The organism is Serratia sp. Res13-Sevr-LER1-36-b (assembly GCF_015673035.1).
Lineage (GTDB): Bacteria > Pseudomonadota > Gammaproteobacteria > Enterobacterales > Enterobacteriaceae > Chania > Chania fonticola_C.
The window spans coordinates 58688-72435 of the sequence record NZ_JADACK010000019.1; the positions used below are offsets into that span (position 1 = coordinate 58688).

General features: G+C 55.5%; 15 protein-coding genes. All 15 read left to right on the top strand.

Annotated elements, in window-relative coordinates:
* Positions 1–59 precede the first annotated feature (59 nt).
* The 15 genes from IMQ33_RS13600 to IMQ33_RS13670 all read left to right on the top strand — a co-directional run bounded on the left by IMQ33_RS13600 (position 60) and on the right by IMQ33_RS13670 (position 13713).
* On the top strand, positions 60–962 hold the full coding sequence (locus IMQ33_RS13600; protein ID WP_098929704.1) for an acetamidase/formamidase family protein: 903 nt from the start codon (positions 60–62) through the stop codon (positions 960–962).
* Positions 963–972: 10 nt separating this feature from the next.
* A complete protein-coding gene (locus IMQ33_RS13605; RefSeq protein ID WP_065684759.1) occupies positions 973–2316 on the top strand; it encodes an APC family permease in 1344 nt (447 codons plus the stop codon).
* Between the two features lie 132 nt (positions 2317–2448).
* Entirely contained in the window at positions 2449–3393 is a 945-nt protein-coding gene (locus IMQ33_RS13610; protein ID WP_021806983.1) for a nucleoside hydrolase, read from the top strand.
* Positions 3394–3495: 102 nt separating this feature from the next.
* Positions 3496–4224, top strand: coding sequence for a MerR family transcriptional regulator (locus IMQ33_RS13615; RefSeq protein ID WP_065684760.1), 729 nt, complete (start codon positions 3496–3498; stop codon positions 4222–4224).
* Positions 4225–4322: 98 nt separating this feature from the next.
* Positions 4323–4733 (top strand): hydroxyisourate hydrolase, encoded by a 411-nt coding sequence (uraH, locus tag IMQ33_RS13620; protein ID WP_098929702.1) that lies wholly within the window; start codon positions 4323–4325, stop codon positions 4731–4733.
* 168 nt (positions 4734–4901) lie between these two features.
* Positions 4902–5336: a nuclear transport factor 2 family protein gene (locus tag IMQ33_RS13625; protein WP_196062329.1), complete on the top strand. Its 435-nt coding sequence runs from the start codon at positions 4902–4904 to the stop codon at positions 5334–5336.
* On the top strand, positions 5333–6052 hold the full coding sequence (locus IMQ33_RS13630; RefSeq protein WP_196062330.1) for an SDR family NAD(P)-dependent oxidoreductase: 720 nt from the start codon (positions 5333–5335) through the stop codon (positions 6050–6052). Before IMQ33_RS13625 ends, IMQ33_RS13630 begins: the two co-directional genes overlap by 4 nt.
* Positions 6049–7308, top strand: coding sequence for an NAD(P)/FAD-dependent oxidoreductase (locus IMQ33_RS13635; protein ID WP_196062331.1), 1260 nt, complete (start codon positions 6049–6051; stop codon positions 7306–7308). The genes IMQ33_RS13630 and IMQ33_RS13635 overlap by 4 nt, the downstream gene beginning before the upstream one ends.
* A 1-nt stretch (position 7309) precedes the next feature.
* On the top strand, positions 7310–8023 hold the full coding sequence (locus IMQ33_RS13640) for a DUF1365 domain-containing protein (RefSeq protein WP_161713624.1): 714 nt from the start codon (positions 7310–7312) through the stop codon (positions 8021–8023).
* Between the two features lie 5 nt (positions 8024–8028).
* A complete protein-coding gene (locus IMQ33_RS13645) occupies positions 8029–9249 on the top strand; it encodes a cyclopropane-fatty-acyl-phospholipid synthase family protein (protein WP_196062332.1) in 1221 nt (406 codons plus the stop codon).
* A complete protein-coding gene (locus IMQ33_RS13650) occupies positions 9246–9731 on the top strand; it encodes a DUF2878 domain-containing protein (protein ID WP_196062333.1) in 486 nt (161 codons plus the stop codon). The genes IMQ33_RS13645 and IMQ33_RS13650 overlap by 4 nt, the downstream gene beginning before the upstream one ends.
* Positions 9728–10255 carry a hypothetical protein gene (locus IMQ33_RS13655; protein WP_098929695.1) on the top strand — a complete coding sequence of 176 codons (528 nt, stop codon included), beginning with the start codon at positions 9728–9730 and terminating at the stop codon, positions 10253–10255. Before IMQ33_RS13650 ends, IMQ33_RS13655 begins: the two co-directional genes overlap by 4 nt.
* Entirely contained in the window at positions 10252–10782 is a 531-nt protein-coding gene (locus tag IMQ33_RS13660; protein ID WP_196062334.1) for a DUF3833 domain-containing protein, read from the top strand. Before IMQ33_RS13655 ends, IMQ33_RS13660 begins: the two co-directional genes overlap by 4 nt.
* Before the next feature lie 12 nt (positions 10783–10794).
* Positions 10795–11754 carry a DUF523 and DUF1722 domain-containing protein gene (locus IMQ33_RS13665; RefSeq protein ID WP_065684770.1) on the top strand — a complete coding sequence of 320 codons (960 nt, stop codon included), beginning with the start codon at positions 10795–10797 and terminating at the stop codon, positions 11752–11754.
* Positions 11755–12171: 417 nt separating this feature from the next.
* Positions 12172–13713, top strand: a complete 1542-nt coding sequence (locus tag IMQ33_RS13670) for a class I adenylate-forming enzyme family protein (RefSeq protein WP_196062335.1) — start codon at positions 12172–12174, stop codon at positions 13711–13713.
* Positions 13714–13748: the final 35 nt, after the last annotated feature.

Below are 13748 nucleotides of genomic sequence, written 5' to 3' on the forward strand. Positions count from 1 at the left end.
TTATCATTATCGCCATAAATAATAAAAACCAGGCTTCATTATTCATTATAGGAATCACCATGGAAAAGATCTCACGTACGAACGTGGTATATGCCATGTCGCGCGATAACGCCCCTGTGGCTACCGTTGCCAGCGGCAGCGACGTTTGTTTTGAAACCTGTGACTGCTTCGAAGATCAAATCGCCTCCGAACAGGCCGCCTTCACCGAACTGGACTGGAGCCGCATCAACCCGGCTACCGGGCCGGTTTACGTGCAGGATGCAAACCCCGGCGATGTGTTAAGGGTAGAAATTAAACGTATTACCCCAACCAGCCATCAGGCAGTCATGGTCACCGCTCCAGGCCTGGGCGTCATTGGCGATGAGTTGCAACAGCCACAGATCCGCACCGTGCCGCTGAAAGACGGCTTCGCATTGCTGCCCGGCGGCGTGCGTTGGCCGTTAAAGCCGATGATCGGCGTGATTGGCGTCGCCCCGGCCGAAGAGCCGGTCTCCTGCGGTACACCAGATGCCCACGGCGGCAACATGGACTGCAAAATCATCACCGAAGGCTGCACGCTGTGGCTGCCGGTTAACGTTCCCGGCGCGCTGTTTGCGCTCGGCGATCTGCATGCCGCAATGGGCGATGGCGAAGTCTCGGTATGCGGGCTGGAAATTCCCGGCGAAGTGGTGGTGAACCTGAGCGTAGTCAAAAACCGCGCGCTGCCAACCCCAATGATGAGCACCGCCGATACGCTATATACCTTGGCATCCGCCAAAACGCTGGACGAGGCGGCCGAATTGGCAACGCGCAATATGGCGCACTTCGTGGCGGACTATAGCCAGGTCTCGCTGGCCGACGCCATCAATCTGCTGAGCATCACCGGCGATCTGCAAATCTGTCAGGTGGTCGATCCGCTGAAAACCTGCCGTTTCGCGCTGCCACGCAGCGTTGCCGAACAGTTAAACCTCCAGCTGGATTAGGGATAGCGCCATGTCTGTAGAACAATTTGGTTATAAGCAGGAACTGCACCGTACCCTCACCCTTAAAGATCTTGTGATCTACGGCATGATCTTTATGGTACCGATCGCGCCGTTTGGCGTGTTTGGCTACGTGTGGGAAGGCGCACAGGGTATGGTGGCGCTGGCCTATCTGATCGGCATGGTGGCGATGTTCTTCACCGCCATGAGCTACTGGTCAATGTCCCGCGCTTTCCCGGTCTCCGGTTCGGTCTATGCCTATGCCCAGCGCGGCATCCATGAAACCGTCGGCTTCTTTGCCGGCTGGCTGATCCTGCTCGATTACATCCTGGTGCCGTCGTTGCTGTATATCGTCAGCGCGGCGGCGCTCGGCCCGATCCTGCCAGAAGTACCCGCCTGGGTGTGGATCGTGACCTTTATCGTGATCAACAGCGCGATCAACCTGGTAGGGATCCAGTTTACCGCCAAGGCCAACCGCTACATCTTGGTGGCAGAGATCGTGATCCTGACCATCTTTGTGGTGATGGGCCTGACGGCACTGTATTCCGGCGAAGGTTCCGGTGGCCTGACGCTGAACCCGCTCTACAACGCCGAGAAATTCAGCCTACCGTTGGTGATGGGTGCGGTGTCGATTGCAGTGCTATCGTTCCTGGGTTTTGACGGTATTTCAACGCTGTCCGAAGAGAGCAAAGGCGGGGCCGATGCCGTGGGGAAAGCCTCGCTGTATGCGCTGCTGTTGGTAGGGTCGCTGTTTATCCTGCAAACCTGGATTGCCGCCGATTTGGCTGCGGGCCAAAACTTCACTAACCTGGATACCGCGTTCTACGATACCGCCAATCTGGCGGGCGGCTCCTGGTTAAAGCAGGCCACCATCTGGGCGACGGCGCTCTCCTGGGGGATTGCCAATGCGTTAGTCGCGCAGGCCGCCATCTCCCGCATTCTGTTCGCCATGGGGCGTGACCGCCAATTGCCGAAGATCCTGGCAAAGGTGCATCCACGCTTTAAAACCCCTTACGTCAGCACCCTGCTGGTTGCGGTGATCTCCCTCGGTTCCGGGCTATACTTCAACGGCAGCATCGACAACCTGAGCCGGTTGGTCAACTTCGGGGCGCTGATGGGCTTTTTGATCCTGCACCTGTCGGTGATTAACCACTACATCATCCGCCAGAAGTCCAAGGCCTGGGTAAAACACCTGCTGTTCCCACTGGTCGGCCTGTCGATCATCGCCTTTGTGCTGTACGAGATGGATATCGAAGCCAAGATCCTCGGCCTTAGCTGGCTGGCGATCGGCATCGTGTATTACTTCGTGCTGCGCGTAGTGCTGAAAAGAGAGCCAGTGCTGAAGCTGGAGGACTAAGCCAGCAATCTGCCCCTTCTGGGGCAGATTTATTCAATCCTTTGATGACGTTAACAAAACGGCCCGCTGGTCATACCCCTCTGCCCGCCTCTAGGTTATGCTCGAAAAAATTCCCCTGCCTCAGGAAAAATCATGAAGAAAATCATACTGGACTGCGACCCGGGGCATGACGATGCGATCGCGATGCTGCTGGCATGGGGCAACCCAGATATTGAACTGCTGGCCGTAACCACCGTCGTCGGCAACCAGACGCTGGAGAAGGTCACGCGGAATGCGTTGGCCGTGGCGCGCATTGCCAACATCACCGGCGTGCCGTTTGCCGCTGGCTGTTCGCGGCCTCTGGTACGGCAAATTGAAGTCGCCCCCGACATCCACGGTGAATCGGGCCTCGATGGGCCAGTCCTACCGGAACCCACGCTGCAACTGGCCGATATCCATGCCGTCGATCTGATCATTGATACCATCATGGCGCACCCACCAGGCACCGTAACGCTGGTGCCCACCGCTGGCCTGACCAACATCGCCATGGCGGTGCGCAAGGAACCCCGCATTGCCACACGCGTGAAGGAAGTGGTGCTGATGGGCGGCGGTTACCACGTGGGTAACTGGAGCGCAGTAGCTGAATTCAATATCAAAATCGATCCGGAAGCCGCGCATATCGTGTTCAACGAGCCCTGGCCGTTAACCATGGTTGGGCTGGATCTGACGCATCAGGCTCTGGCCACGCCAGAAGTTAGCGCGCGCATCGCCGCCATTGGCACCGGTCCTGCGAAATTTGTCGTCGAACTGCTCGAGTTCTTCGGCCATATGTATAAGCAGGCACAGGGGTTCACTTCGCCACCGGTACACGATCCCTGCGCGGTCGCCTATGTGATCAACCCCAACGTGATGACGGTGCGTAAGGTGCCCATCGATATTGAGCTGACCGGTACCCTGACGCTGGGAATGACGGTCGCGGACTTCCGCTTCCCGGCCCCGGCGGATTGCCATACCCAGGTGGCAGTGAAGCTTGATGAAACCGCCTTTTGGGATCTGATTGTCGATGCGTTGGAAAGAATTGGTGAAGTTGAGGTTTGAGGCACGGTTGGGAGTAAAGTGTCGTGCAAACGCCCGACACTTCATTCAAGCCGGCATTATGCGTAGTATATCGAAAGTGTTCTTTGTTATCGGATGTCTCTCATGGCTTACTCTATCGGCGAATTTGCCCGGCTTTGCGGAATAAACGCAACCACATTACGCGCCTGGCAGCGTCGTTACGGCCTGCTCAAACCGATGCGCACCGATGGTGGACATCGCCAGTACAGTGATGATGATGTCCAGCAGGCGCTCAAAATTCTCGACTGGGTAAAAAAAGGGGTCACCATCAGCCAGGTGAAACCCCTGCTGGCTCGCCCGGCAGAAGGTCAGACAAACAACTGGCACACTCTGCAAGAGAGAATGCTGCAGTTGCTTAAAGAGGGAAAAATCGAATCGCTGCGCCAGCAGATTTACGCTTCTGGCCGCGAATATCCTCGCCCGGAGTTGGTCACGGAAGTGCTGCGCCCGCTGCGCAGTAAAGTCTCTGCCAATATTCCGGCGATGATGACCCTGCGCGAGATCCTGGATGGCATTATCATTTCCTACACCTCATTTTGCCTCGAAAGGGACAAAAAAGCGGCAGGGGATAACTATCTGATCACCGGCTGGTACCTGTCAGACCCGTGCGAAATCTGGCTGGAAGCGCTCAGGCGTACTGGTCAAGGGCAGCACATTGATGTCCTTCCCGTTCCACCTGCCAGTCTGGCTCCGGAGCTGTTTCCTGAACGAAAATGGCTGCTTGTCATGACAGGTAAACTCACCCCCGCCCGCAAACAACAGATTGAACTGTGGCAACAACAGGTGATGTCTCTTGAGGTCATTACACTTTGACGTTGTTCTTCCGTTAATTATCACAAAAGTTTGAATATTTATTTTTCACCGGGATGCTACCTTTTTCCTGTTTGTTTTAACCCCTACAGGAAATCATGATGAAAAAAGCGACCGGTCTTATTCTGTTAACCTCTCTGGCAATGGCTCCTGCCGCATTCAGTGCCCCTGCTGGCACGCTGAGCGTCCATATTCTGAACCAACAGACAGGTATTCCCTCGCCGAATGTTACCGTCACGCTTGAAAAAGAGCAGCAAAACAGCTGGGTCACGCTGGCTAGCGGTAAAACGGACGAAGACGGGCGTATCAAATCTCTCTATCCACAGGACCAGGATATGCTGCCGGGAATTTACAAAGTGACCTTCAAAACCGGTGACTATTTCCACCAACAGAAGCAAACGTCGTTCTTCCCGGAGATCCCGGTGATGTTCACCGTCACCAAGACCAATGAAAAACTGCACATCCCACTGCTGTTAAGCCAGTATGGATACTCGACCTACAAAGGAAGTTAAAGATAAAGCATGCTCATGTTGCGCAGCTAACAGCATGAGCATGCAAACTTAATACGTTGAAGCTACTGAGAAAATAATTATCACCTCTCCAAAGTTGGACAAATAGAAATAATTGTGTAAGTTTTAACTATGCAATAACGCTACGTTGTTCACTTCCAGGTGAGGCTCATGAGCTCTATGTCATCCATCATTACCCGGTTTGTTGATTACTACAGCAAGCTGGATAACCAGCCGCCATCTGCGTTGGCGGAGATCTATCATGCTGATGCCAGGCTGAGCGACCCATTTGGTGAGCATCAGGGTCTTTTGGCGATCCAGCGTTACTTCACTCATCTCTTGGCCAACGTAAAGCATTGCAGCTTTACCATCGATACCCCCCTCTGCGAAGGCCATCGTTTTGCCGTAACTTGGGCAATGCACTGGTCTCACCCGCGGATTTCAGGGGGAGAAACACTAGTCCTCGCAGGATGCTCAATCGTCGATGTTCAGGACAACCTGATTATTCTCCAGCGCGATTACTACGATGCCGGGGAGATGATTTACGAGCATCTTCCCCTTCTTGGCTGGGCGGTGCGAAGTGTTAAAAGGAGAATGCGCTCATGATGACTGTCCTCATCACCGGCGCAAGCTCCGGCATTGGTGCCGGGCTCGCGAAGTCCTGGGCCGATGACGGCTGCCACGTCATTGCCTGCGGGCGAGACCGGGCCAGGCTGGAAACACTGCAACAGTACAGCCCGAATATCAGATTACGCGTGTTCGATATGACGGACAGGGAGGCCTGCCGTCTGGCGCTTGCAGATTGCACGGCCGATCTGATCGTTCTTTGTGCGGGAACCTGCGAATACCTGGACCAGGGTGTGGTGGATGCCGCTCTGGTGGAACGTGTGATGAGTACCAACTTCCTGGGGCCAGTGAACTGTCTGGCCGCACTTCAGACCCAGCTCCTTCCAGGAAGCCGCGTGGCGCTGGTCAGTTCGATGGCGCACTGGCTACCGTTCCCACGAGCAGAGGCGTATGGCGCGTCAAAAGCCGCCCTCACCTGGTTTGCCAATAGCTTGCGCCTAGACTGGGAGCCCAAAGGCATTGCCGTCACGGTTGTCTCACCGGGCTTTGTAGATACGCCGCTTACCCGTAAAAATGATTTTGCCATGCCCGGCCAGGTGAGCGTCGACGATGCCGTGAAGGCGATCCGTCGCGGACTGGCGAAAGGGAAAAAGCACATCGCCTTTCCCACCGGATTCAGCCTGATCATGAAGCTGCTTTCAGGGCTCCCGAATTTCCTTCAGCGCAGGCTGTTGCGCAGGATGGTTCGCTCATGAAAATCGCCATTATCGGCAGCGGTATCGCAGGACTCACCTGTGCCTGGAGGCTGGCCGGACATCATCAGGTCACACTTTTCGAAGCGGAACCCACGGTGGGTGGGCATACCGCCACGGTGGATGTCACCACGCCGCAGGGCACGTATGCCATCGATACTGGGTTTATCGTCTACAATGACCGTACCTATCCGCGCTTTATGGGCCTGCTCAGCGAGCTGGGCATCAGCGGGCAAAAAACGCAGATGAGCTTCTCCGTGCATAATCCGCAAAGCGGGCTTGAGTACAACGGCCACACCCTCACCTCGCTGTTTGCACAGCGTCGTAACCTGGTTAATCCGGCGTTTTGGGGGCTGTTGAGAGAGATCGTGCGCTTCAACCGCCTGGCAAAAGAGGCGTTGGCGGGCGATGTTAACGAAAATGCCACGCTGGAGACTTTTCTCGAACAGCACGGCTTCAGCGCGTTTTTCGCGCGTCATTATATCCTGCCGATGGGGGCTGCCATCTGGTCCTCGTCGCTGCAGGAGATGCGCCGCTTCCCGCTTCCGCTGTTTTTGCGCTTCTTTGAGCATCACGGCCTGCTGGATGTTACCCACCGTCCGCAGTGGTATGTGGTGCGCGGCGGTTCTCGCGAATACGTACGCGCCATTTTGACCCAGTTGGGTGACCGCCTGACGCTGCACCTCAACGCACCGGTGCAGCAGGTCATCCGCCACAACGACGGGGTTGAAATCCAGCTTGCGCAGTCGAACCACACGTTCGATCAGGTGATCTTCGCCTGCCATTCCTCACAGGCGCTGGCGATGCTTGCTCATCCTACTCCTGCGGAAAGCGAGGTTCTGGGCGATATTGGCTGGCAACATAACGAGGTGGTTTTGCACAGCGATCCACGCTGGCTGCCGGTGCGCGAGCGTGCCTGGGCAAGCTGGAACTATCGCCTGAGCGAACGGGACCAGGCCAGCGCCTGCGTCACCTACAACATGAATATCTTACAAGGGTTACCTGAGGGTAGCCCCCTGTTCTGCGTCACCCTGAACCCGGAAACGCCGGTGGACGAGCGCTACGTCTGGAAACGCTTTGTCTATGAGCACCCGATGTTCAACCCGAAAAGCTGGCGTGCCCAGTCGCGCCGCGGCGAGATTAACGGCCACCAACGGAGCTGGTTCTGTGGAGCCTACTGGTACAACGGTTTTCACGAGGATGGGGTACGCAGCGCGTTGGACGTGGTGAAAGGGATCGCTGCAGGGGAGAACCTGTAAGATGAACAGCTGCCTTTACCAGGGTGTGTTACGCCATCGTCGCTTCCAGCCGAAATCACACCATTTTCGCTATAACGTGTTTATGGCCTGGATCGATCTGGACGAGCTGGATGCGCTACCGTCGGCGGGGATCCGCCGTAATCGATTTGCCGCGGCCGCCTTCCATGATGCGGATTACCCACTCGGCACACCGCTTAAAGAGAACGCCCTCGACCGGCTGCAAACCCTGACCGGGGAACGTCCCGATGGCCGCGTCATGCTCCTGACCCAGCTTCGTTATTTCGGCTTCCATTTTAATCCGATCAATCTCTACTACTGCTATGACAGTACGGGCATCCTGCGCTGGGTACTGGCCGAAGTGCGCAACACCCCGTGGAACGAGCGCCATTATTACGCGGTGGATGGCCAGGCGGCTAGTCCGCAGCCGAAAGCCTTCCATGTCTCCCCGTTTAATCCGATGGATATGGTTTATCACTGGCGCTTCAACGCCCCCGGTAAAACGCTGCTTATGCATATCGAAAATCATCAGGAGTCGAAGGTGTTCGACGCCACGCTCGCGCTTCGCCGTGAGCACCTAACGCGCGCGACCCTGAGATCGATGTTGCTGCGCATACCGCTGATGACCCTGAAAACCGTTCTGGCGATTTACTGGCAAGCGTTACGGCTGTGGCTTAAACGCGTGCCGTTGTACAACCATCCCGTTAGAAGGAGTTAGCGCTCATGACCGATCCTGCCTTTGCGCTTGAATCCGATATCCCTCGTAACGCCCGTATCGCGCGCTGGCTACTCTTTCGTTTGCTGAGCAGTATCCGCGAGGGCTCGCTCACCGTGCATGAAGGACGGCAGACCCTACACTTTGGCGATGAGTCTTCCGCGCTGCGTGCTGAAGTGCAGATCCTCTCGCCGGGTGTTTATTGGCGTCTGCTCACCGGCGGCAGCCTCGCTGCGGCCGAATCCTGGATGGAGGGTGAGTGGGAGACGCATCAGTTAACTCCGCTTTTACAGATCCTGGCCCTTAACGGCAAGGTGCTGGGAAGGCTGGAAAGTGGCTTTCGCCTGCTGGGCAATCCCATGGAGCGGCTTCGCCACTGGACGCGACGCAACTACCGCAAACAGGCGCGGGAAAACATCGCTGCCCATTACGATCTGGGTAACGAATTCTATGCGCACTTTCTCGATGAAGAACTGCTCTACTCCAGCGCGCTGTTCACCGCCGACGACCAGGCTCTCTCACAGGCGCAGCAGGCAAAAATGGCGCGCCTGTGCGAACAACTGGCGCTGACCGCAAGCGATCATCTGCTGGAAATCGGCACCGGCTGGGGAGCAATGGCGGAATACGCCGCCCGTCACTACGGCTGCCGCGTCACTACCACGACGCTGTCGCAGGAGCAGTACATCTGGGCTACAGAGCGGATTGCCCGCGCGGGATTGCAGGACAGAGTACAGGTTCTGCTGTGCGACTACCGCGACCTGACCGGAGAATTCGACAAACTGGTATCGGTTGAGATGATTGAAGCCGTGGGTAAACGCTACCTGCCGGATTTCTTCCGCACCTGTCAGGCGCGCCTGCGCCCGGGCGGCAGAATGGCGATTCAGGCCATCACCATTCAGGATCAGCGCTACCGCGACTACAGCAAAAGCGTGGATTTTATCCAGCGTTACATCTTCCCCGGCGGGTTCCTGCCGAGCATCACGGCAATGAGTGAACTGATGACGCGTCACACCGATTTTGTCGTCCGTAATCTGTTCGACATGGGGCCAGACTATGCCCGCACGCTGACGCACTGGCGGCAGCGTTTTCTGCACGCCTGGCAGGACATTGAAAAGCTCGGTTTCGATGAAAGGTTCCGCCGTATGTGGCTCTACTACTTTGGCTACTGCGAAGCCGGTTTTAACGCACGCACCATCAGCGTAGTGCAACTGACCGCAGATCGCGTATGAACCGCTCTGTGCAGGTCGTGCTGATGGCTCTCGCGTTCGATCTCTACTGGACGCTGGTAGTGTTGTTTCGCGAACGCGGCCTGTTCCTGTGGCTCGCCCTGGCGATCCTGGCCTGTCTGATGCTGTCGCCTGCACACCGTGTTTACGCCCTGCTGCTGGCCGCTGCGGGCTGCGGTCTGGATGCCCTCTGGGTGCGGACGGGGCTGATCCGCTTTAACAGCGACGCGCTGTTGCCCCTGTGGATGATAGCGCTGTGGTTGATGTTCGCTACCGTCTGGACCCACTTGATCCTCACGACCACGCTGCCGGGGTGGATGCTGGCTCTGCTGGCAACCGTTGGCGGTCCCGTAGCGTATGTGATTGGCGAACGTCTGGGCGCCATGACCTTCCGGGAGCCGACCTTGATCGTCGTCAGTTGGATGGCACTGGGTTGGCTGGTTCTGATGCTATTGTTCCATATGATGGCGGGGAGACGACAATGAGAACCTCTTTACTGATGCTGCTGTGGTTGGCAGCCATCGCGCCCTTCGCCCATGCCGCCGACTGGTTAAGCTGGCGCAAAGTGGGTGATGCCAGCCTCACATGGGGACCGTTTACCGTTTATACCTCCCAACTGAGCACGCCGGATGGCCGGTATCACGGGCCGGAGCAGGATCAGGCGCTGATTATTACCTACAAACGCGACATCGATCGCGACCAGTTGGTCGAAGCCACCCGTGACCAGTGGCAGGCGCAGGGTATCCTGGAGCGCGAACCACAGAGCGAAGCCTGGCTGCGCATGCTGCAGTCACTCTGGCCGGACGTCACGCCGGGCTCACAGTTGACCTTTGTTCTCAAGGGTAAGCAGGGGCAGTTCTGGTATCGCGCCTCGGCGGCAGAAAAAAGCTTTACCCCGCTCGGCTCCAGCCAGTCTGCAGCCTTCAGTACCAACTTTCTGGCCATCTGGCTCGATCCACGCACGCAATATCCCGAACTACGTCAGCAGTTGATCGGAGGTGAAAAATGAGACGCATTCTGACACTTGGCCTGGCGCTAATGATGCTTCTGGTGGGTTGTAGCACAGACATCAGCGACTACCGGCATCAACAACCGTCGCTCGATATCTTCCACTACTTCCAGGGGAAAACCGAGGCATGGGGCATGGTACAGGACCGCAGCGGAAAACAGCTGCGCCGCTTCCACGTGGAAATCACTGGCAACGTCATCGGCGACACGCTGACGCTAAATGAACACTTTGTCTATGACGATGGCGAGAAGCAGCAACGGGTGTGGCATATCCGGCGCGTCGGCCCCAATCGCTACGAAGGCACCGCAGGCGATATTGAAGGTGTGGCCAGTGGCGTGGCGGAAGGCAATGCCTTTAACTGGCGTTACAGCATGAACGTGAAAGCCAATGGCAGTACCTGGCTGCTTCACTTTGATGACTGGATGTACCTGCAGGATGACACGCATCTTTTTAATAAAACAGAGATGAAGAAATTCGGTATCACTGTCGGTCAGGTGACGCTTTTCTTCACCCGAAAAGAACAGTAAGAGGATCGCGACATGAATAAGCAACCCGTCATTGGGATCAGCGGATGTTTAACCGGCTCGACCGTACGGTTTGACGGCGGACATAAACGCATGAGCTTTGTCATGGACGGGCTGGCGCAGTGGGTGGCCTTCAAACCCATCTGCCCGGAGATGGCCATCGGCCTGCCCTCTCCCCGTCCGGCTCTGCGCCTGGTCCAGACCACCGAAGGGGATTTCCGGCTGCACTTCAGCCAAGCGCCACACGATGATATGACGGAGAAAATGGCCGAATTCACGGATTCCTATCTCTCACATCTGGACGAACTATCGGGCTTTATCGTCTGCGCAAAATCGCCGAGCTGCGGTATGGAACGCGTGCGGTTGTACGATGAAAAGGGCAATCGCGGGCGTAAAGAGGGCGTGGGCGTCTTTACCAGGGCGCTGCTGGAGAAATACTCGTGGTTACCGGTCGAAGAAGATGGCCGCCTGCACGACCCGGTGCTGCGGGAAAACTTTGTCGAGCGTATCTTCGCCCTGCACGAGCTGAACACCCTGAAGGCCAACGGCCTGACCCGCCATGCGCTGCTGGACTTCCACAGCCGTTACAAACTCCAACTGCTGGCGCACCACCAAGCAGGCTACCGAGAAATTGGACCCTTTGTCGCCTCGTTGCACGAGTGGGAAGACCTGGATGCATTCTTCGTGGCTTATCGCGAAAAACTGATGACGATCTTGAGAAAGCCCGCCTCGCGCAAGAATCACACCAACGTGCTGATGCACATTCAAGGGTATTTTCGTAACCAGTTGAACTCACGTCAGCGCGGCGAGCTGAATAACGTGATCCTCCACTATCGCGAGGGGCTGCTGCCAATACTCGCGCCGTTGACGCTGCTGAAGCATTATCTCGGCGAATACCCAGACAGCTACCTGCTGACGCAAAAATACTTTGACCCCTATCCGCATAATTTGGCTTTGCGGCTGGCGGTTAATTAAGTGCGCATGATTTGTGGCCGAACTGCTCACGTTTTTCGGCCATAGGTATGAGCAGGCTCAGGGGGGCACTTCTCCACCAGCATACGATCCTTGTGCGGTTACCCATGTGATCAATCCCAACGTGATGACGGTGCGCGCTGGGGATTAGCCCGAGCTTCTTCGCCGCCCCCTCTTTTTATGCATCTGCATAAAAGCAAAACCCGTAACTCACCTTTTTCATCATAATTTTTATCATTTTCGATAACATTTGCTAACCAGCACGTCATAACATCGATTTTTTTGCCTTCCCTGGGTTGGCATTTTATACAAAGCGTCAGCCTTGTTTGCCGAAGAAAGATGTGAAATTTTGCGCATTCTTGCACCGTTGCCTTTCCCTATACTCACCACCATCAGTAAATGTCGGTGAAGGGGCAACCTATGCAGCAGGCAAAAATCACACACCTCTATCAGAGTTTACAGCAGAGCGTTAACCGCCGAGCTGAGCATACCGCCCTGTTCTTTGAAGGCCACAAATACAGTTATAACCAGTTAAATCATAATGTTAATTTATCTTCCGCCTGTCTGAAAGAGAGTTTTAACCTCGCCAAAGGCGATGTGATCGTTCTGGCTCTGGGTAACCGACCTGAATTCTGCTCGCTGTTTTATGCGGCAATGGCGTTGGGGATTATCGTGGTGCCGTTAAGCACCAAGTTAAAATCGCAAGACAGCCATATCATCCTGTCCAGTGTTAATGCCAAGGCGGTTTTTTACGATCCCAACAGTCAGCCTTGGATGGCGACGCTGGAACCCGTGCAACAAAGCCAGGTGGTGTCACTGGCCGATTGGCAACTGATGCTCAGTAATGCAGATGACCAAAAGGTGATCCAACCCGTAGAGCCTGCCGCCATCGTAGCGGATGACATTGCCGCAATTATTTATACTTCCGGCACCACTGGCTCCCCGAAAGGGGCGGCACTCACTCACGGTAACTTTATTGCGGCTGTCACGGCTTACCAGCAGGCTCTCAAGTTAACCGAACAAGACAGCGCCATCCTGCCGATCCCTATCTGCCATATTACCGGCCTATCGGCTTTGCTCTGCCTATTTATTCATCTTGGTGGCACGCTGCATTTGCAGCAAAGATTCAATGCAGAAGAGATTTTAAAAACCGTCACTAACCATCACATTACCTTCCTGCATGGCTCGCCAACGGTGTTTATCTTACTGTTGCAAGAAGCGGAAAAGTATCCACAAGCGGGCGACTACTCAAGCTTACGGATGATCGCTTGCGGTGCCGGGCATTTAAACGTGGGAATTATCGAAAGGCTCGCGCAGTTGTTCCCAGCCACGGAAATCAGGCCGATCTATGGGCTGACAGAAACCTCTTCACCAGCCAGCATTTTCCCGGTCGATGTGCGCAGCAGCGATAAGATAGGCAGTTCTGGCTTACCCATTCCCGGCCTGAGTTGCCAAATTCGCGACGATAATCTCCAGGTGCTTGCTGCCGGTGAAATTGGCCATCTGTGGCTGAAAGGGCCGGTGGTCATGAGCCAGTACTGGAAGAATCCGGCGGCCAATCAGCAGTTCTTCCACGACGGCTGGTTCTACACCGGCGATATCGCCTGCCTCGATCAGAATAACTACCTGTATATCAAAGATCGCAGCAAGGACATGATCAACCGCGGTGGTGAGAAAATATACTGCATTGAAGTGGAAAACCTGATCTCGAATTATCCTGGCGTCAAGGAGATTGCCATCGTTCCCAGCAGCAGCGAAATCTACGGAGAAGAAGCCGTCGCCTTTATTGTGGCGCACCGGAATAAACCCTTGGTGAGCGACAATATTATTCATTGGCTCTCAAATAAGATTGCCAAATTTAAAATACCATCAAAAATCGTCTTTACTGCGGAATTACCGAAAAACGCCAATGGCAAAATCGATAAATTAGCATTACGACAAAAATTGACGCAGGCAACGTGAAATCCAACCGAGTCAAATAAGTGCGTCAACACCAG